The sequence below is a fragment of the Arthrobacter sp. RAF14 genome (assembly GCF_052114185.1).
Classification (GTDB): domain Bacteria; phylum Actinomycetota; class Actinomycetes; order Actinomycetales; family Micrococcaceae; genus Arthrobacter_E.
This window is the reverse complement of record NZ_JBFREG010000002.1, coordinates 474,738-492,769: the sequence shown is the minus strand read 5'-3', so window position 1 is coordinate 492,769 and position 18,032 is coordinate 474,738. Positions and strand designations below refer to the sequence as shown.

15 protein-coding genes are annotated in these 18,032 nt (G+C 68.5%); 5 read left to right on the top strand and 10 right to left on the bottom strand.

The window, feature by feature from the left end; genetic code table 11:
- Window positions 1-43 precede the first annotated feature (43 nt).
- Window positions 44-2,269, top strand: coding sequence for an NADP-dependent isocitrate dehydrogenase (locus AB4Y75_RS09790; RefSeq protein ID WP_441435673.1), 2,226 nt, complete (start codon window positions 44-46; stop codon window positions 2,267-2,269).
- Window positions 2,270-2,559: 290 nt separating this feature from the next.
- On the top strand, window positions 2,560-3,003 hold the full coding sequence (locus AB4Y75_RS09785) for a DoxX family protein (protein ID WP_441435672.1): 444 nt from the start codon (window positions 2,560-2,562) through the stop codon (window positions 3,001-3,003).
- 85 nt (window positions 3,004-3,088) lie between these two features.
- Here the strand turns inward: AB4Y75_RS09785 and AB4Y75_RS09780 are convergent, their stop codons facing one another.
- From AB4Y75_RS09780 to AB4Y75_RS09760, 5 genes are all read right to left on the bottom strand, one after another.
- Window positions 3,089-4,159, bottom strand: a complete 1,071-nt coding sequence (locus AB4Y75_RS09780) for a Gfo/Idh/MocA family protein (RefSeq protein WP_441435671.1) — start codon at window positions 4,157-4,159, stop codon at window positions 3,089-3,091.
- A gap of 96 nt (window positions 4,160-4,255) precedes the next feature.
- The gene (gene phnE, locus AB4Y75_RS09775) at window positions 4,256-5,083 is read right to left on the bottom strand and encodes a phosphonate ABC transporter, permease protein PhnE (RefSeq protein ID WP_441435670.1); all 828 of its coding nucleotides are present in this window, start codon (window positions 5,081-5,083) and stop codon (window positions 4,256-4,258) included.
- Window positions 5,080-5,844, bottom strand: a complete 765-nt coding sequence (locus AB4Y75_RS09770; protein ID WP_441435669.1) for a phosphonate ABC transporter ATP-binding protein — start codon at window positions 5,842-5,844, stop codon at window positions 5,080-5,082. The genes phnE and AB4Y75_RS09770 overlap by 4 nt, the downstream gene beginning before the upstream one ends.
- Entirely contained in the window at window positions 5,844-6,785 is a 942-nt protein-coding gene (locus AB4Y75_RS09765; protein ID WP_441435668.1) for a phosphate/phosphite/phosphonate ABC transporter substrate-binding protein, read from the bottom strand. Before AB4Y75_RS09765 ends, AB4Y75_RS09770 begins: the two co-directional genes overlap by 1 nt.
- A 39-nt stretch (window positions 6,786-6,824) precedes the next feature.
- A complete protein-coding gene (locus tag AB4Y75_RS09760; RefSeq protein ID WP_441435667.1) occupies window positions 6,825-8,018 on the bottom strand; it encodes a TIGR03364 family FAD-dependent oxidoreductase in 1,194 nt (397 codons plus the stop codon).
- Between the two features lie 123 nt (window positions 8,019-8,141).
- On the opposite strand from AB4Y75_RS09760, the gene AB4Y75_RS09755 reads away from it, so the two are divergent.
- The gene (locus AB4Y75_RS09755; protein ID WP_441435666.1) at window positions 8,142-8,903 is read left to right on the top strand and encodes a GntR family transcriptional regulator; all 762 of its coding nucleotides are present in this window, start codon (window positions 8,142-8,144) and stop codon (window positions 8,901-8,903) included.
- A gap of 1 nt (window position 8,904) precedes the next feature.
- Window positions 8,905-9,594: a phosphonatase-like hydrolase gene (locus AB4Y75_RS09750; protein ID WP_441435665.1), complete on the top strand. Its 690-nt coding sequence runs from the start codon at window positions 8,905-8,907 to the stop codon at window positions 9,592-9,594.
- 169 nt (window positions 9,595-9,763) lie between these two features.
- Here AB4Y75_RS09750 and AB4Y75_RS09745 read toward each other — a convergent pair whose 3' ends face one another.
- The 4 genes from AB4Y75_RS09745 to AB4Y75_RS09730 all read right to left on the bottom strand — a co-directional run bounded on the left by AB4Y75_RS09745 (window position 9,764) and on the right by AB4Y75_RS09730 (window position 15,124).
- The gene (locus AB4Y75_RS09745) at window positions 9,764-10,861 is read right to left on the bottom strand and encodes a substrate-binding domain-containing protein (protein WP_441435664.1); all 1,098 of its coding nucleotides are present in this window, start codon (window positions 10,859-10,861) and stop codon (window positions 9,764-9,766) included.
- Between the two features lie 67 nt (window positions 10,862-10,928).
- Window positions 10,929-12,158 (bottom strand): multiple monosaccharide ABC transporter permease, encoded by a 1,230-nt coding sequence (mmsB, locus tag AB4Y75_RS09740; RefSeq protein ID WP_441435663.1) that lies wholly within the window; start codon window positions 12,156-12,158, stop codon window positions 10,929-10,931.
- Between the two features lie 59 nt (window positions 12,159-12,217).
- Complete coding sequence (mmsA, locus tag AB4Y75_RS09735) at window positions 12,218-13,768, bottom strand: multiple monosaccharide ABC transporter ATP-binding protein (RefSeq protein ID WP_441435662.1); 1,551 nt, start codon at window positions 13,766-13,768, stop codon at window positions 12,218-12,220.
- Between the two features lie 153 nt (window positions 13,769-13,921).
- A complete protein-coding gene (locus AB4Y75_RS09730; protein WP_441435661.1) occupies window positions 13,922-15,124 on the bottom strand; it encodes an ROK family transcriptional regulator in 1,203 nt (400 codons plus the stop codon).
- Between the two features lie 192 nt (window positions 15,125-15,316).
- On the opposite strand from AB4Y75_RS09730, the gene AB4Y75_RS09725 reads away from it, so the two are divergent.
- Window positions 15,317-16,162, top strand: a complete 846-nt coding sequence (locus AB4Y75_RS09725; RefSeq protein WP_441435660.1) for a carbon-nitrogen hydrolase family protein — start codon at window positions 15,317-15,319, stop codon at window positions 16,160-16,162.
- Here AB4Y75_RS09725 and AB4Y75_RS09720 read toward each other — a convergent pair.
- Window positions 16,141-17,892, bottom strand: coding sequence for a PucR family transcriptional regulator ligand-binding domain-containing protein (locus tag AB4Y75_RS09720; protein ID WP_441435659.1), 1,752 nt, complete (start codon window positions 17,890-17,892; stop codon window positions 16,141-16,143). The genes AB4Y75_RS09725 and AB4Y75_RS09720 overlap by 22 nt on opposite strands.
- Window positions 17,893-18,032 lie beyond the last annotated feature (140 nt).

Here is an 18,032-nt window from a genome sequence, read left to right as displayed (position 1 = left end):
TGATTCTTAGACGGTAACCCCAGTAACAGTAGGAGAGGCCCTGATGGCAAAGATCATCTACACCCACACTGACGAAGCGCCCATGCTCGCCACCCATTCCTTCCTTCCGGTGGTCCGGGCGTACGCCTCCAGCGCGGGTGTGGACATCGAGACCCGGGACATCTCCCTCTCCGGTCGCATCATCGCCGCGTTCAGCGACTTCCTCGACGAGGACCAGCGCATCGGGGACGCCCTCGCCGAGCTCGGCCAGCTCGCCAAGACCCCGGAAGCGAACATCATCAAGCTTCCGAACATCTCCGCCTCCATCCCGCAGCTCAAGGCCGCGATCGCCGAACTGCAGGGCCAGGGTTACGCGCTTCCGGACTACCCGGACAACCCCTCCTCCGACGAGGAGACGGACATCCGCTCGCGCTACGACAAGATCAAGGGCTCCGCCGTGAACCCGGTCCTGCGTGAGGGCAACTCGGACCGCCGTGCGCCGCTGTCCGTGAAGACCTACGCCCGGAAGAACCCGCACTCCATGGGTGCCTGGTCCTCGGATTCCAAGACCAATGTGGCCACCATGGGCCAGAACGACTTCCGCTCCAACGAGCAGTCCGTGACGCTGGCCAAGGACGACGTCCTGACCATCCAGGAGGTGTTCGCGGACGGTTCCGTCAAGGTCCTCCTCAAGGACCTCAAGGTGCTGGCCGGCGAGGTCGTGGACTCCACCGTCATGCGTGCCGCCGCCCTCGACGAGTTCCTGGCCGGGGCCGTGCAGCGCGCCAAGGAGGAGGGTGTCCTCTTCTCCGCCCACCTCAAGGCCACCATGATGAAGGTCTCCGACCCGATCATCTTCGGCCACGTGGTCAAGGCCTACTTCCACGAGCTCTTCGAGAAGTACGGCGAGCAGCTGGCCGCCGCGGACCTCAGCCCGAACAACGGTCTGGCCGCCCTCCTGGCAGGCATCGACGAACTGCCGGAGGAGATCCGGGACGACGTCCGCGGCCTCATCACCAAGGCTCTGGAAGAGGGCCCCGCCCTCGCCATGGTCGACTCGGACAAGGGCATCACCAACCTCCACGTCCCCTCCGACGTGATCGTGGACGCCTCCATGCCCGCCATGATCCGGACCTCCGGCCACATGTGGGGCGCGGACGGCAAGGAGCACGACACCCTCGCGGTCCTCCCGGACTCCAGCTACGCCGGCGTCTACCAGGCCGTGATCGAGGACTGCCGTGCCAACGGCGCCTACGACCCCACCACCATGGGCACCGTCCCCAACGTCGGCCTCATGGCCCAGGCCGCCGAGGAGTACGGCAGCCACAACAAGACCTTCGAGATCGCCAAGGCCGGCACCGTCCAGGTCGTGGCCTCGGACGGCACCGTCCTCATGGAGCACTCCGTGGAGCCGGGCGACATCTGGCGCGCCTGCCAGACCAAGGACCTGCCGGTGCGCGACTGGGTCAAGCTGGCCGTCACCCGCGCCCGTGCCTCCCAGACCCCGGCCGTGTTCTGGCTGGACGAGAGCCGCGCCCACGACGCACAGCTCATCGCCAAGGTCAACGAGTACCTCAAGGAGCACGACACCGAGGGCCTGGACATCCGCATCCTCGCCCCGGAGGAGGCGACCACCTTCACGGTCCAGCGCCTGCGCCGTGGCGAGGACACCATCTCCGTGACCGGCAACGTGCTGCGTGACTACCTCACCGACCTGTTCCCGATCCTGGAACTCGGCACCTCCGCGAAGATGCTCTCCGTGGTGCCGCTCATCAACGGCGGCGGCCTGTTCGAGACCGGCGCCGGCGGCTCCGCTCCGAAGCACGTGCAGCAGCTCGTGGCCGAGGACTACCTGCGCTGGGACTCCCTGGGTGAGTTCTTCGCCCTGGTCCCGTCCCTGGAGCTCTACGCCGAGCAGGCCGGCACCCCGGGCGCCAAGGTCCTGGCGGACACCCTGGACCGCGCCACGGGCACGTTCCTGCTGGAGAACAAGTCCCCGGGCCGCAAGCTCGGCACCATCGACAACCGCGGTTCGCACTTCTACCTGGCCCTGTACTGGGCCCAGGAGCTGGCCGCGCAGAAGGACGACGCCGCACTCGCCGAGGCCTTCGCCCCGCTGGCCGAGGCGCTCGCCGCGCAGGAGGAGACCATCGTCTCCGAGCTCCTGGCCGTGCAGGGTCACCCCGTGGATCTGGGCGGCTACTACCGTCCGGACGAGGCCAAGGCCACAGAGGCCATGCGCCCCTCGGCCACGCTCAACGGGCTGATCGACGGTTTCGGCGCCCGCTGATCCGGTAGCTCACCGCACGACGGCGGCCGGTCACCTCTTCGCGGAGGTGGCCGGCCGCCGTCGTCGTTCGGGGTGTCCGCTGGGGTGCCGGCGGCGCTGAGGAGGTGCGGGGGAGCGGCCCCGGTTCCCGTCGAGCCGATGTGTCGCCGGAAGAATCGGATTCCGTGGGATGTGTCACAACAGTTGACAGCCGTTGTCAGCGGTTGCGAGGATGAACTTGAAGCTTCAAACGATTCGCGCCCGTCCCGAGGCCACCGTGACCGATGACCACCGATAGCGAGGACCCCCGCATGGCTTCCGTTTCCCCTTCCCGTACCACCGACACCGCACTGGCCGTTCTGAGGATCGCCCTGGGTGTCGTGTTCTTCGCCCATGGCTGGCAGAAGATCTTCCAGTTCACCCTCCCCGGCGTCCAGAGCTCCTTCGGGCAGATGGGTGTCCCGGCCGCAGAGATCGCCGGGCCCGTGGTCGCCTTCCTGGAGCTGATCGGCGGCGCCGCGCTCGTGCTGGGCCTCGTCACCCGCGTGGTGGGCGCCCTGCTCGCCCTCGACATGCTCGGCGCGATCGTGCTGGTGCACGGCCAGTCCGGTCTCTTCGTCGACCAGGGCGGCATGGAGCTCGTGCTGCTCCTCGGCGTGGGCGCGCTGGCGCTGGCCATCGCCGGCGCAGGCCGCTTCTCCCTGGACGCGCTCCTGTTCGGCCGCCGCGGTGGCCGGGTGGCGCAGCTCGCCTGATCGGCCACACCCCCGAAACGCCAGTAGGTGCCCTCATCCACACCGGATGAGGGCACCTACTGGCGTTTCGGGGGTGCGGGAGCGGTCAGCGTTCGTCGTTCGGATACGTGACGCCCAGCTGGGCCCGCACCCCGTCGAACAGCCGCATGACCTCCACCGACTGCCTCCACGGCATGGTGGGGCTCTCCGTCAGGCCCTGCTGGATGCACCGCGTGACCTCACGCAGTTCGTAGGTGTACCCGGTGCCGACGGTGTCGAAGGTCTCCACCCGTTCCTCATCGCGGCCGAGGTGGACGTGCAGTTCGTCCGGGTTGTTGACGGAACCGAAGGTCTGGAGGACACCCCGGTCGCCGGCCACCGTCGCGCTGCGCGGCCCGTGGGCCAGGAGGGACGAGGTGAGGGTGGCCACGGCGCCGCCCGAATAGCCCAGGCTCAGGACGTTCTGAGCGTCCACACCCTGGTCCGTCAGCGTTCCCCGGGCATCCACCGCATCGGGGAAACCGAGGATCCCCAGCGGCCAGAGCAGGGGGTACACCGTGAGGTCCAGGAGTGCGCCGCCCCCGTCCCGGCGGGCCCAGATGCGGGCTTCCGGATTGGGCGGGCACGGGAAGCCCAGATCCGCGGAGATCCAGTGCACCGTGCCGAGTTCGCCGCTCGCCGCGATCTCGAAGGCCCGCTGGATGGCGGGGAGGAAGCGGCTCCACATGGCCTCCATGAGGAAGAGGCCCTTCTCCCCGGCCAGCCGGACCAGGTCCTCGGCCTCCCGGGCGTTGATGGTGAGGGCCTTCTCGACCAGGACGGGCTTACCGGCTTCCAGTGCGGCGCGGGCGATCTGATGGTGCTGTCCGTGCGGAGTGGCGATGTAGACGACGTCCACCGCGGGGTCGGCGAACAGGCGCTCGTAGCCGGGCACGCCGTCGTCGTCCCCGTAGGCCTGGGCGAAGCCGTGGCCCTCTGCGAACGCGTCCGCCGCCGCCTGGGTGCGGGAACTGACCGCGTACAGCTCGGCGTCCTCCAGCAGCGCGAGGTCCGCCGTCACCGTGCGGGCGATGCTGCCGGTGGACACGACGCCCCAGCGCAAGGTCCGGCCGGTGGCGATCGCGGGATTCTGCTCTTCCTGGGACAGGAGCCAGGGACGGGGTATGAGGGAAGCCATGGACCCATCATCGCACCGGGTCTCCGGTGGGGGAACGGGTCCATGGCTTCAGCACTCAGATGAACAGCGCAGATGAACAGCGCAAATGAACAGTGCTCAGACGGCCAATCGCTTGCGGACGAAGGCGGAGATCTGATCCACGATCACGATCAGCAGCAGCACGATGATGATGTGGGTCAGCATCGAATCGAAGCGGAACGTCTTGATGGACTGGTTGATCAGCAGGCCGATGCCGCCCGCGCCCACCAGGCCGAGGACCAGGGAGGAGCGGACGTTGACGTCGAAGCGGTACAGCAGGAGCCCCACGAACTGCGGCACCACCATGGGAAGCGTGGCGTTGGCGACCTGCTGGAGCCGATTGGCGCCGGCGGAACGGAGCGCTTCCTGAGGGCCGGCGTCGATCTCCTCCATGGCCTCCGCCCACAGCTTGCCCATGACGCCCGTGTTGTGGCAGATCAGGGCGAGGACTCCGGGGAACGGGCCGAGACCCACCGCGGTGACGAAGATCAGCGCGAACACGATGTCCGGCACGGCGCGGAAGAAGGACAGGATCACGCGGGCCAGCTGGTAGGTCCAGCCCGCGGGGCTGGTGTTCCGGGCGCCGAAGACGGCCAGGAGCAAGGCGGTCGGGATGGAGAACGTGGTCCCCAGCAGGCCGATCCAGAGCGTCACGAGTGTCGCGTCCAGGCCGGGCTTGACGGTCTTCTCCCAGTTGAGGTCCGGGGGGAACGCCTGGGACAGGAAGTCCGCCATGCCCTTCCAGCCCTCCACGAGGAGCTGCGGCTGGAAATCGGTGCCCTCGATGGCCAGCACGTGCAGGACGACGATCACCACCGCGAGGACCGCCCAGCCGAACCAGCGGCGAGGGCCCCGGAGCGCCGGTCGGGTGCACTTCACCGGAGGGACGTCGATGCCGGTGCTCATGCTGCGAGCCTCCTGTCCGGAGCGTAGAGCTCGTCGAGTGCGACGGCGCCGATCCGGTCCACCGGGGAGTCGAACACCATGCGGCCGTTCAGGAGCCCGATCGCCCGGTCGGCGTGCCGCAGCGCCAGATCGGGCTGGTGGAGCACCGCGGCGACGGCCAGCCCGTGCTCGTGGGCGAGGCCGGCGAGCAGCTGCATGACCTGTTCTGCGGCGTGCGGATCGAGCGCGGAGACCGGCTCGTCGGCCAGCACGACGTCGGCCCGCTGGCAGAGCGCACGGGCGACGGCCACGCGCTGCTGCTGTCCGCCGGACAGCCTTCCGGCCCGGTCATGCGCGCGGTCGGCGAGACCTACGCGGTCCAGGCAGTCCATGGCCTCCTCGAGGATGTCCTCCGGGAAGAAGAGCGGGCTCAGGCTCCGCCCGGTGCTCATCCGCGCCAGGGCGCCCGTGCAGACGTTCTCCAGCGCGGTCCGGCGGGGCACCAGGTGGATCTTCTGGAAGATCATGGCCGCCTTCCGGCGGGCCAGGTGCAGGGCTTTCCCCTGCACCTGGCCGAGGTCCTGCCCGCCCAGCTTGATGGTGCCGCCGTCCGCCTCGGTGATGCCCATGACGCAGCGCAGCGTGGTGGACTTGCCCGAGCCGTTCGCCCCGAGGAAGGCGACGAGTTCGCCGGACGCGACCGAGAAATCGACACCTTCGAGGACCTTGCGCCCCGCGAAGGACTTGGTCAGCGAGGTGACCTCAAGGAGCGGGCCGTTCATCAGAGGTTCTTCTCGGTGAGGTTGAGGGCGGTGGCCAGATCGAAGAGCGGCTTGTAGTCGTCCTTGGTGACCGCGATCATCGGGCCCGGAGGGGTCACGTCGAGGAACGAGCCGACCTTGGCGACGTCCTTCGGATCGAGCTGGAGAAGGGCCTCGGTGACGGCCTTCTTCAGGGCCGGGTCGGCGTCCTTGCGGATGGTGATCGGATCGTTCGGAATCGGGTCGGAGGCCCAGATCTGGCGGAAATCGGAGGCCTTGAAGGTGCCTTCCTTGGTGGCGGTCGCCAGGGTCTGCGTGTTGATCTCCGCGGCGTCCACCTTGCCGTTCTTCAGCGCCAGGAGCGCCTCCGGGTGACCGCCGGCGTAGTCGAGCTTGACATCGCTCTCCGCGATGCCCGCCTGCTTCAGTGCGAAGCGGGGGAGCGCGTCGCCGGAGGTGGAGCCGTTGGAGCCCAGGGCGAGTGACTTGCCCTTGAGGTCGCTGATGGACTTGAGCGGGCTGTTCTGGGGCACCCAGATGCCGGCCTTGTAGCTGGAGAGCTTCTTGTCCGCCGTCGCGAAGGAGGCGAGCGGCTCCGCGCCTGCCTGCTGGCTGGCGAAGACGAACCCGAGGGGGCCGAACTCGCCCAGGTCGAGCTTGCCGTTCTTCATGGCGAGGACCTCGGCGGCGTAGTCGTCCACCACCTGCACCTTGACGGAGCAGTTGAGCTTCTTGGACAGGGCGTCGGCCAGGACGTTGTAGGCCGGGATGAGCTTGTCCGGCGCCTCGTAGGGCTCGATGCCGAACTTGATCTCGCCGTTGGGGCAGGTGGCGGAGGCGCCACCTGCGGAGGCGGAGCCCGTGCCGGCCTGGGAGGCGCCGCCGCAGGCGCTGAGGGCGAGGGCCGCGGTGAGGGAGAGTGCCGCCGTGGCGGCGATCCGGGCGCGCGAAAGCTGCTTCATGATGATCCTTCGGGAATGGTGGTGCTGGAGGGACTGGGGTCAGGCGAACAGGGAATCGATGGTCCGCTCGGCGATGCCGAACGAGAGGGTCATGCCGACCCCGGAGGTGACGGAGACGGCCGTGACCTGGGGCAGGACCTCCTGCTGGAACAGCGGGGCGATCTCCGAGGAGGCGTAGACGCCCTGCCAGCGTTCCAGGACCCGGGGCCGCGCCCCGAGCGTCGACTCCAGGTGCTCCAGGAGGGTCTCGGTCACCGACTCGTCGAGGAACGGGGGAGCGCTCTGGTGATAGTGGTGCGAGTCGCCCAGCAGGAGCGAGCCGTCCGGGCGCTGGGTGAACATGACGTTGGCCCCGACCTCGAGCAGCTCGGGCGCGGTGGTGCAGACCTCGTCCCGCAGCGCTCCGGCGGCTTCCGTCTCCACGAACGCGGGGTAGCGGAGCATGGACGTGGCGGTCAGGACGGCGGGACCGAGGTGGAAGCCCTCGGGCATCCTGCCGAGCGCCATGTTGAGGGTGCAGCGCTGCAGGCGGTGGGCGGACGCCTCCTCCGGGAAGAGGTAGTCGAGGTCGTGCCCCACGCACACCACCACCTGGGCGGCGGTGACGTCGCCGCGGGGGGTGCTCACCCGGACGCCGCCGTCGGGCAGCGCGGTGAAGCCGGTGGCCGCGGTGTTCCAGGAGACGTCGGCGTTCGGGAGGGAATCCAGCCAGGCCGCGAGACGCGCCACGGTGGTGCGGGGGTCCACCCGCAGATCGTCCCGCAGGAAGGCCCCGCCGATCAGCCCGGGCCAAGCGGCCTGTGTGCCGGCCGGACCCAGCTTGGCGCGGGTGGCCGCGGCGTCCAGGAGGGTGACCTGTCCGGGTTCGCGGGAGCCTGCGAGTTCACGCAGCACGGCGAGCTCGGCTTCCGTGCGGGCGACGACGACGGCCCCCGACGTGGCGGCCCAGAATCCGGCGAGTTCGGAGAACTTGAGCCATTGGCGGCGGGATGCCTGGGCCAGCTCGTAAAGCTCGCCACTCTGGGCGGTGACGCAGCAGTGCCCGAAGTTCCGGATCGAGGCGCCCACGGCCTGGTGGTCCCGGTCGATCACCCGGACGGTCAGCCCGCGTTCGGCGGCCAGCGCGGCGTGGGCCAGGCCCACGATGCCGGCGCCGACCACCAGGAGGTCGGTTGAGGTTTCCTTGTTCACGAATCCAGCGTGCAGGAGCCGGAGCGCGGTCTTCAAGCTCAAACGGCACTTGTATAGACAGCTTCACGCATTGTTCACCCAGGGCCGGGTTCGTTCACGCACAATTCACCCGTTTCGTGCAGCCATACCGCCAAGGCTCCATCGGGCCACTTGTATGATCAAGTGGTGAGTATCCAGCCGACATCACCTCTGCACCGCCGCCTGAGCGAAGAGTTCATGGCCCGGATCAACAACGGCACCTGGCCCGCGGGGAGCCGGCTTCCCAGCGAGGCCGAGCTGTGCCGCGAGTTCGGCACGAGCCGGGGCCCCATCCGCCAGGCGCTCGCGTTCCTGCGGAGCGAGGGCGCCATCAGCGGTGGCCGAGGTCGCTCTCCCGTGGTCCGGGGCGGCGTGCCGTCCCAGTCCTTCTCCACGTTCAACTCCTTCACGGAATGGGCCCGCAAGATGGGCAAGGAGCCGGGCCAGCGCACCGTCGAGGTGGCCATCCGCCAAGCCGGACCCGAGGTGGCCTCCGCGCTGGAGATCGCCGTGGGGGACAAGGTGGTGGACGTCCTGCGTGTCCGGTACCTGGACGGTGAGGTGGCCATGCTGGAGACCAGCACGTTCATCCACGAGGTGGGCCGTCTGCTCCTGGATTTCGACACGGACGGCGGTTCCATCTTCGAATTCCTCCGGCAGCAGGGCATCCGGATCCACAGCGCGCGCCACACGATCGACGCCGTCGCCGCCACGCCGGCGCAGGCGGAGGCCCTCGGCACACAGCCCGGGTCGCCCCTGCTGCGGGAGCGGCGACTCACCGCGACCGAGGACGGGACGCCCGTGGAGTACGCCGAGGACTGCTATCTGCCGGGGATCACCAACTTCAGCATCGACAACACCGTGGAACAGCGGGCCGCGCTGATCCGCATCCACACCGAAGGACATTGACATGACGCACCTGGTCGCCTGTGACATGGCCGGCACCACCATCGACGAACACGGCGACGTGTACCGCGCCCTGGCGCAGAGCGTCGAGGAGGCGGGGGTGAGCACCACCGAAGCGGACGTCCAGGCCTGGATGGGCGCGGACAAGGTGGAGGCCATCACGGCACTCCTCAAGCTCGGGGGCCACGACGCCGACCCCGTCACCGTGGAACACTCCTTCGCCCGCTTCCGAGAGATCCTCGCCGCCCTGTACGCCGAGAACCCGCCCACAGCCCTGCCGGGCGTCGAAGAGGCCCTGCGCGGGCTGCGGGCACGCGGCGTGAAGGTGGCCCTGACCACCGGCTTTTCGGCCGACGTCGCGCATCCGCTGCTGCACGCCCTGAACTGGACGACGGCGGACGCCCCCGACGCCGGGCAGGCGGCCCTGGTGCTGGACGCCGTGGTGACGAGCGATGAAGTCAGCGCCGGCCGGCCCGCGCCGTTCATGATCCACCGCGCCATGGAGCGCACCGGGGTCCTGGACGTGCGGGACGTGCTCGCGGTGGGGGACACCATCAACGACCTCCAGGCCGCCGAGCACGCGGGGGTCCGCGGGATCGGAGTGCTGACCGGCAAGCTGGGCCGCGAGGAGCTGGCGGTGCACCCGCACGAGGCCATCCTCGAATCGGTGGCGGACCTGCCAGCGCTCGTCTGATCTGACGGGATCTCGTCTGACCGGATCTCGTCTGACGGGATCCCGGGCAGGACACGCAAACGGCGCCGGCCGGTGGAATCACTTCCACCGGCCGGCGCCGTTCTCAGATCCGCTTCTCCCGGCCCGCTCAGCGGACCCGGATCACGGGTGGGGATTCACTCCCCGGAGGTCACTTGGTGATCGGGCCGAGGACCGGGTCACCTTCGTAGGCGCTCTTGACGTTCTCCTTGGTCACGATGACCGGGGGGAGCAGGAAGGCCGGGACGACCTTGACGCCGTTGTTGTAGGACTTGTCGTCATTGATCTCCGGCTTGGTGCCGGCCTGCAGACCCTTGACCATCTCGAGAGCGTGCTCCACGAGCTTGCGGGTGTCCTTGTTGATGGTGGAGTACTGCTGCCCCGCCATGATGGACTTCACGGACTCGACCTCGGAGTCCTGGCCGGTGACCACGGGGGTCGGCTTGCCGGCGGCCTTGACGGAGGTCAGGATGGCGCGGGCCAGGGTGTCGTTCGGGGAGAGCACGCCGTCCAGCGAAGCGGAGCCATAGCTGCCGGCCAGGATGGTGTCCATGCGCTTCTGGGCGTTCTCGGCCTTCCAGCCCTGGGTCACGGCCTGCTCGAAGCTCTTCTGGCCGGAGACCACCTTGAGGGTGCCGTCTTCGATCTTCGGCTTCAGGACGCTCATGGCGCCGTCGAAGAAGACCTTGGCGTTGGCGTCATCCGGGGAGCCGGCGAAGAGTTCCACGTTGTATGGGCCGGTGGCCTTCTTGGCCTTCATGCCGTCGAGGAGGGCCTGACCCTGCAGCTCGCCGACCTTGAAGTTGTCGTAGGCCACGTAGTAGTCCACGGCGTCGGTGTTCTTGACCAGGCGGTCGTAGGCGATGACGATCGCGCCGTTGTCGTGGGCCTGCTTCAGCTGGGTGCCCAGCTGGGAGCCGTCGATGGCGCCGACCACGATGACCTTGGCGCCCTTGGTGACCATGGAGCTGATCTGGTTCTGCTGCTCCGAGACGCCGCCGTTGGCGAACTGGACGTCGGCCTTGAAGCCGGCTCCGGTGAGGCCGTCGTTGAAGAGCTTCTCCGCCAGGACCCAGTTCTCGCTGGTCTTCTGGGGAAGTGCCACACCGATCAGGGCGTCCTTGGCGAAACCGGCCGCGCCGGAGGGGTTCCCGCTGGAACCGGAATCGCTGCGACCACAGGCCGTGAGAGCCAGGGCGGCGATGGCGGTGATAGCGGCGACTTTGCCCGCTTTTCCGAACATGCGCATGAGTGAATCTCTTTCTTTTGGTGACCCGGCGGCACCTGGGCGCCGCACCGGTTCGGGGTGTTCGGCCTCAGGCGGCCTTGGTTTCGGTTTTGGATCCGAAGTTCTTGAGCAGGAGCCCGATGATGGACCGCTTGCCCTGGGACTTGTTGTAGACGTCGAACGCGACGGCGACCAGCAGGACCAGGCCCTTGATGATCTGGGTCCAGTCGGCGCCCACGCTCATGAGCTGCAGACCGTTGTTCAGGAGGGCCATGACCAGACCACCGACGATGGAGCCCACCACGGTGCCCACGCCGCCGGAGACCGCCGCGCCACCGATGAAGACGGCGGCGATGGCGTCGAGCTCCCAGCCGACACCGTCGAACGGGCCGGAGGCGGTGGAACGGGCGACGAAGATCATGCCGGCCAGGCCGGCCAGGATCGACATGTTCATCATGACCAGGAAGTCGATGCGCTTGGCCTGGACGCCGGAGAGCTCGGCCGCGTGCTTGTTGCCGCCCACGGCGTAGATGTGACGGCCGACGACGGTGCGGGACGTGATGAACCCGTACACCAGGACCAGGACCGCGAGGATGATGCCCGGCACAGGGAAGGACGTCCCCGGACGGCCGGTGGCGAAGAGGTAGGTCGCGTAGGCGATGGCGCCGCAGATGAGGACCAGGCGGGTGACGACGACCCACATCTCGTCGACGTCGGCGCCGAGGGCCTGGGCGGCCTTGCGGCGGCGCAGCTCGCCCCAGATGATGGCGGCGATCGCGGCGAGGCCCAGGAGGAGGGTGAGGTTGTTGTACCCGGTGTCCGGCCCGATCTCCGGGAGGTAGCCGGCGCCGATGGTCTGGAAGTCACCCGGAACCGGGATGGTGTTGGACTTGCCGAGCAGCTGGTTGAGGCCGCGGAAGAGGAGCATGCCCGCCAGGGTGACGATGAAGGCCGGGATCCCCACGTAGGCCACCCAGAAGCCCTGCCAGGCCCCCACGAGCGCGCCCAGCAGCAGGCCGATCACGATGCCCACCCAGGACGGAACTCCCCAGTCCCGGACGATCAAGGCCACGCTGATGCCCACGAAGGCCGCCACCGAGCCGACCGAGAGGTCGATGTGCCCGGCGATGATGACCAGGACCATGCCGATCGCGAGGATCAGGATGTAGGAGTTGCCGTTGAACAGGTTGATGATGTTCTCGGGCGTGAGGGTGATGCCGCCGGTCAGGATCTGGAAGAAGACGATCAGGAAGACAAGGGCGAAGATCATGCCGAACTGACGGGTGTCGCCGCCGAAGATCTTTTTGAGTGCGTTCATTGATGATTCCTTGGGTGCGTGGTGAATGGGGCCGGGGCCCCACAGCAGCGGGAGGAGTGTCAGGCGGCCTGACGTTTGGCGGTCATGAGCTTCATGAGGTTCTCCTGGGTGGCGTCGTCCTTGTTCAGGACACCCGTCACCGATCCTTCGAAGATCGTGTAGATGCGGTCCGAGAGGCCGAGCAGTTCCGGCAGCTCGGAGGAGATCACGATCACGCCCTTGCCCTGGCTGGCGAGGCGCTGGATGATGCCGTAGATCTCGTACTTGGCGCCCACGTCGATGCCACGGGTGGGCTCGTCCAGGATCAGCAGATCAGGATCGGTGAACATCCACTTGGCCAGGACCACCTTCTGCTGGTTCCCGCCGGAGAGCTTCGCGACGCCTTCCTCCACCGAGGGGGTCTTGGTGCGCAGGGACTTGCGGTAGTCCTCGGCGACTTCGAACTCCCGGTCTTCGTTGACCACATTGTGCTTGCTGACGCCCTTGAGGTTCGCGGCGACCGTGGTGGTCTTGATGTCATCCAGGAGGTTCAGCCCCAGGGACTTGCGGTCCTCGGTCACATACCCGAGGCCGTGGTCGATGGCCTGACGGACGGTGTTCATCCGGATCTCCTTGCCGTCCTTGATGACGGTCCCGGAGATGAACCGGCCGTAGGAGTGGCCGAAGAGGGAGCGTGCCAGCTCGGTGCGGCCCGCGCCCATGAGTCCTGCGAAGCCGACGATCTCGCCGCGGCGGACGAAGAAGTTGGAGCCCTTGCAGACGAGACGGTCCTCGACCTGAGGGTGGGCGACCGTCCAGTCCTTGACCTCGAAGAACACCTCCCCGATGTCAGGCGTGTGGTCCGGGAAGCGGGATTCCAGGCTGCGGCCGACCATGCCCTTGATGATCCGGTCCTCGTTGACCCCGTCGGCCTTGACGTCCAGGGTCTCGATGGACTTGCCGTCACGGATGATGGTGATGGAGTCCGCGATCTGCTCGATCTCATTGAGCTTGTGGGAGATGATGATCGACGTGATGCCCTTGCCCTTGAGGCCGAGCAGCAGATCCAGCAGGTGCTGGGAGTCGTTCTCGTTCAGGGCCGCGGTCGGCTCGTCCAGGATGAGGAGCTTCACGGACTTGTTCAGGGCCTTCGCGATCTCCACGAGCTGCTGCTTTCCGACGCCGATCTCCTTGACCGGGGTGTCGGGATCGTCGGTCAGGCCGACGCGCGCCAGGAGATCCCTGGACCGCAGGCGGGCCTCGGACCAGTTGATCACCCCGAATCGGGTCGGCTCGTTGCCCAGGAAGATGTTCTCCATGATGGACAGCTCGGGGATGAGAGCGAGCTCCTGGTGGATGATCACGATGCCGGCGGCTTCGCTGGCACGGATGTCACGGAACTGCTGGACCTCGTTCTGGTACACGATGTCGCCGTCGTAGCTGCCGTAGGGATACACCCCGGAGAGCACCTTCATCAGGGTGGATTTGCCGGCCCCGTTCTCGCCGCAGATGGCGTGGATCTCGGCGACCTTCACTTTCAGGTTCACCTCGGACAGCGCTTTCACGCCCGGGAATTCCTTGGTGATGGATCGCATTTCCAGGAGAGTCGGGGCGGTGCTGGTCTCAGACATCGGTCGTCCTTGCCTCGAAGTCGTTCAGTGCGGACCAATGAAGTCCGTCGATGGGGGCTCGATCCCTGTGGCTCGTGTCACCCTCTGACCGATAAGTAAACTTGAATTCTGCCATTGCCGTCAAGCCTTTAACGCAGACGTCGTACCGAATCGTTACTTCTTGGTGCTCGCTTTGCTGCTCGCCGGTTTGCGGAACACCAGGGCGGCGGCCCCCAGGGCTTCGGCGCGCTCGCCCAGCGAGGACACCGTGAGCGCCGTGGAGGCGCCCACCATCGGGATCGTGTGGCGCAGGATCCCGCGCCGGATGGGTTCCAGCAGCAGCTCCTCCAATTCGGCGAGGGGGCCTCCCACGACGATCACTTCCGGGTTCAGGAGGTTGGCCACCGTGCCGAGCGCATGTCCGATCGCCAGCCCGGCGTCGTCGAGCACGCGGAGGGTGGCGGGGTGCCCTTCGCGCGCCCCGGAGATGATGCTGCGTGTGGTCACGGGGCCGGCTTCGTTGCGGCTCAGCTGCTCGATCATGGTGGTGGTGGACGCCACCGTCTCGAGGCAGCCGCGGCTCCCGCAACGGCACACGGCGCCGCGGTCGTCGATGGTGGAGTGGCCGATCTCGCCCGTGATCCCGAGATTGCCGTAGACCGGGGCGCCGTTGACGATCAGGCCGGCGCCGATGCCGGAGCCGATCTTCAGGAAGACGAGGTTCTCGGCGCCTCCGTACGGTCCCCAGGTGGCCTCGGCCAGGGCACCCAGATTGGCGTCGTTGTCGATGTGGACGGGCAGGCCGAGCGCTTCCCGCAGCCGCGCCTCCGTCTCGATCCCCACCCATTCGGGCAGGACCGCGCCGTGGGCCACGGTGTGGCTCCGGCGGTCCAGCGGGCCGGGGATGCCGATGCCGACGCCGATGACGTCGCCGTGGCTCAGGCCGTTCTCCTGGAGCAGGCGCTCCATGAGATCGTGGGCCATGGCGATCCCGTGTTCGGCGTGATGGCCGAGGACCAGGCTGGTGGACGCCTCCGCGACCACGCGGTAGTCGCGGGTCGCGAGCACCACCCGGACATGCCGGCGGCCGAAGTCGATGCCCACCGCGACGCTGTTGTCCGCATTGAGCCGCACTTGCAGGGCGCGCCGCCCGGAGGAGGTGGTGGGGGCCGTGTGGACCACGTTCTCGCGCTCGAGCTCCTTGACGATGTTGGAGATGGTCGCGGTGGAGAGCCCGGTGGTGCGGGACAGTTCGGCCTGTGTGGCCGGTCCGGCGGAGAGCGTCTGCACGATCCGTTCCCGGTTGAGCTGGCGCAAGGCCGACTGGGAACCCGGATTCCTGCGGGTGGGTGTGCTGTTTCCCTCACGGCTGACCATGAATGCAAGCATGGCCTAAACCGCTTATGCGGTCAATAAGTTAACGCAAGGAGCGCTGGATGACGGTCTCTCCACGGGTCGGCACGCATCGCCGACACGACGGTTTCCCCGGTGCGATTGGCACCGGATCCCTGTGGTGGTGGTGCAAAGAATCCTGACGTCCGGCGGCAGTCCGAAGCCTAGGCTGGAGTCATGTCCGAAGAAGGGAATGTGAGCGGGATGCGTCTGGCGATCATGCAGGGGGAGTCCGCGGTGCTGGACCCGACGGCGAATCTCGCCGCGATCCGTGAGGCCGCGCGCCAGGCCGCCGACGGCGGGGCGGACCTCCTCATCACCCCTGAGCTCTTCCCGGTCGGCTATGCCCCGCGTGTGGTGCGCGCCGGGCTGGACCCCGCTCTCCTCCCCGGGCTTGCCCAGGAGCTGGCGGAGATCGCCCGGACGACGGGTGTCGCGCTCCTGGCCAGCCTGCCCGAGGTGGATATCCCCGTGCCCGGTTCCGGAACGACGGAGCAGCGCTGGTTCATCAGCGCCACGCTCTTCGGACCGGACGGCGCGCAGCTGTCCCACTACCGCAAGGTCCACCTCTTCGGCGCCGAGGAGCAGGAGGTCTTCACCCCCGGCGACCAGCCGGCGGCCGTCGTCGACTTCCAGGGCCTCCGGCTCGGCACCGTGATCTGCTACGACGTCGAGTTCCCCGAGACGGTGCGCGCCGCGGCGCTGCGCGGCGTGGACCTCCTCATGGTGCCCACCGCGCTCGGCAGCGGCTATTCGCAGGTGCCCCAGCGGCTCATCCCGACCCGGGCGATGGAGAACCACCTGTATCTCGCGTACGTGAACCACGCCGGTGTGGAGGACGGTTTCCACCTCAGCGGCGGAAGCGTGGTGGCCGATCCGTTCGGGCGCACGCTCGCCGAGGCGGACGAGGACGCGGCCGTGCTGCTCGTGGACATCGATCCCGCTCAGCTCGCGACGGCCCGCGCGGACGTCCCGTATCTCCAGGAACGGCGTCCCGACCTCTACCGCTCCTGGCTCTCCTGAGCGAGTCCCTCGGGATCGCCCGCGCCCGACGCCACGGCCGAACCCGTTCCTGGGCCGAGGAATGCGAGCGCCAGCCACAGTTCGGCCCGGACCGAGGCGTCGCCGAGGTCCCGTCCGAGGGTCTCGGCGATGACCCCCACATGGCGCCGGACGCTGTTGCGGTGGATGTCGAGCGCGCTGGACGCGCCGTCCCAGGACCCGTGCGCCGCGAGCCAGGCCCGCAGAACCCGCAGGAGCAGCTCCCGCCGCGCCGGTTCCAGTGCGAGCAGCGGGCCCAGGACCTCACGCGCCACCCCGGCGCCGGCCTCCCGCGGCATGAGTTCGGCGAAGGTGCGGGGCTGCTGTTCGGCCAGGAGACTGCGGCGTTCCTCGTCGGCACGGGCCAGCAGCGCCATGGCTTCCAGGCGCAGCCTCGGCACATGCTGCAGCGCGTGCCCGGCCAGCGATCCGCCCTTGCCCAGCCGCGGCGCCGGGCGGGACACGGCGCAGGCGTAACCCTCCGCCTCCACCCGAGCCAGCCGCGCCGGAGACGGTTCCTGCCGAGTTACCGCGAGCAGGTGCGTGCCGTCGTGCACCACCAGCTTGGTCTCCCAGAGCCGTCGCCAGGCCAGGACCTCGGCGGGCATGTCGGCGCTGTCCTCCGTCTGCGGGTGCGCGATCACCACCCGGAGCCACGAACCTGACCCGGGTGCGCTGTCGCCCAGCAATGCGGAGAGTGCGGCGTCGTCCCCGGGGGTGTCTCCGCGGAGAAGCAGCAGGGTGGCCAGCTGGCCGGGGGAGAGGGAACCGGCGGCGCGCTGCCGGGCCAGCAGTTCCAGAAGCCCGACGGCGGTGGAGACCATCGTGTTCTCCGTGGCCGTGAGGGGGTGACCGGTGTGCAGGACGAGGGCCCCGAGCGTGGGTTCGCCCCGGCGGGGACCCCGCTGGGTCCGCGCCGTCCGGCCACCGCTCGAGGGCCGTGCCCCGGCCCCGCGTCCCGGTGAGCCGCGGAGGGGCAGACCCAGCAGGGCGCCGTCGGGCGTCTCGCGCAGTTCCACCCGCGGCCCGCTTCCCGCGAACAGATCCAGCGCCAGTCCGGCGGCCTGGTCCAGCGTCCCGGGGCCGGCCGTGCGCGTTCCCGCGGTCAGCCGGAGCTGACCGTGGGCCCCGAACAGCAGGACCTCTCCCGAGACCCGCTGGGCGAGGGCGTCCAGGAGTTCCTGCTCGCCGCCCTCGCCCAGGGCGGCACGGATCAGCTGCCGATTGGCCTCCGTGAGCTGGCGCAGCACGCTGGCGTTGCCGGATTCCAGAAGACGGGAGAACGCCAGGCCCACGGCCGCGAACGGCAGGGTGGACGGGAGCTGCCAGAGGGTGACCCCATGCCGCGCGCAGGCCGACACGACGGCCTGCGGGACCGCGTCGAAATGCGGTTCCAGGCCGAACGCCAGGGCGGACACGCGGGCCGTGGCCAGGCGGCCCACGAACGCGTCCACGGCTTCCCCGGTCCCGCCCTCGCCGAGGAACGGCAGCCCGGCGGTCAGGAGGAGTTCGTGGTCCAGAAGGTAGGGCGTGGGGTCGTCGAGCTCGCTCGTCTCCACCCAGCGCAGCGGCACGTTCCCGGCGTCGTGCAGCACCTGGACGCCGTCCGGCAGCTGGGACAGGAAACGATGCGTCGTGAGGCCCGGCAACAGGTCGAGTTGTGCCTCCCCGGCACTCACGGCACCATGGATGGAATGTGCACTTTGTCCCATGAGTCACGACTCTAGTTCAAATTGCACCACCGTGAGAGCTGGCTCACAGTCCTAGCCTTGGTACTAGGCCTTCTCCTCCACCCGATCGGTTCCCGGACCTGGCCCCGCCCAGCCCGGGACCCCAACGGAGCGGTCCCTCG

What these genes read in the sequence shown, in the direction of transcription:
- mmsB (WP_441435663.1), bottom strand. Translation starts at nt 12,158, where the DNA reads ATGAACGCACTCAAAAAGATCTTCGGCGGCGACACCCGTCAGTTCGGC.
- AB4Y75_RS09750 (WP_441435665.1), top strand. Translation starts at nt 8,905, where the DNA reads ATGACGCACCTGGTCGCCTGTGACATGGCCGGCACCACCATCGACGAA.
- AB4Y75_RS09730 (WP_441435661.1), bottom strand. Translation starts at nt 15,124, where the DNA reads ATGGTCAGCCGTGAGGGAAACAGCACACCCACCCGCAGGAATCCGGGT.
- AB4Y75_RS09780 (WP_441435671.1), bottom strand. Translation starts at nt 4,159, where the DNA reads ATGGCTTCCCTCATACCCCGTCCCTGGCTCCTGTCCCAGGAAGAGCAG.
- AB4Y75_RS09785 (WP_441435672.1), top strand. Translation starts at nt 2,560, where the DNA reads ATGGCTTCCGTTTCCCCTTCCCGTACCACCGACACCGCACTGGCCGTT.
- mmsA (WP_441435662.1), bottom strand. Translation starts at nt 13,768, where the DNA reads ATGTCTGAGACCAGCACCGCCCCGACTCTCCTGGAAATGCGATCCATC.
- AB4Y75_RS09725 (WP_441435660.1), top strand. Translation starts at nt 15,317, where the DNA reads ATGTCCGAAGAAGGGAATGTGAGCGGGATGCGTCTGGCGATCATGCAG.
- AB4Y75_RS09770 (WP_441435669.1), bottom strand. Translation starts at nt 5,844, where the DNA reads ATGAACGGCCCGCTCCTTGAGGTCACCTCGCTGACCAAGTCCTTCGCG.
- AB4Y75_RS09790 (WP_441435673.1), top strand. Translation starts at nt 44, where the DNA reads ATGGCAAAGATCATCTACACCCACACTGACGAAGCGCCCATGCTCGCC.
- AB4Y75_RS09765 (WP_441435668.1), bottom strand. Translation starts at nt 6,785, where the DNA reads ATGAAGCAGCTTTCGCGCGCCCGGATCGCCGCCACGGCGGCACTCTCC.
- AB4Y75_RS09745 (WP_441435664.1), bottom strand. Translation starts at nt 10,861, where the DNA reads ATGCGCATGTTCGGAAAAGCGGGCAAAGTCGCCGCTATCACCGCCATC.
- phnE (WP_441435670.1), bottom strand. Translation starts at nt 5,083, where the DNA reads ATGAGCACCGGCATCGACGTCCCTCCGGTGAAGTGCACCCGACCGGCG.
- AB4Y75_RS09720 (WP_441435659.1), bottom strand. Translation starts at nt 17,892, where the DNA reads ATGGGACAAAGTGCACATTCCATCCATGGTGCCGTGAGTGCCGGGGAG.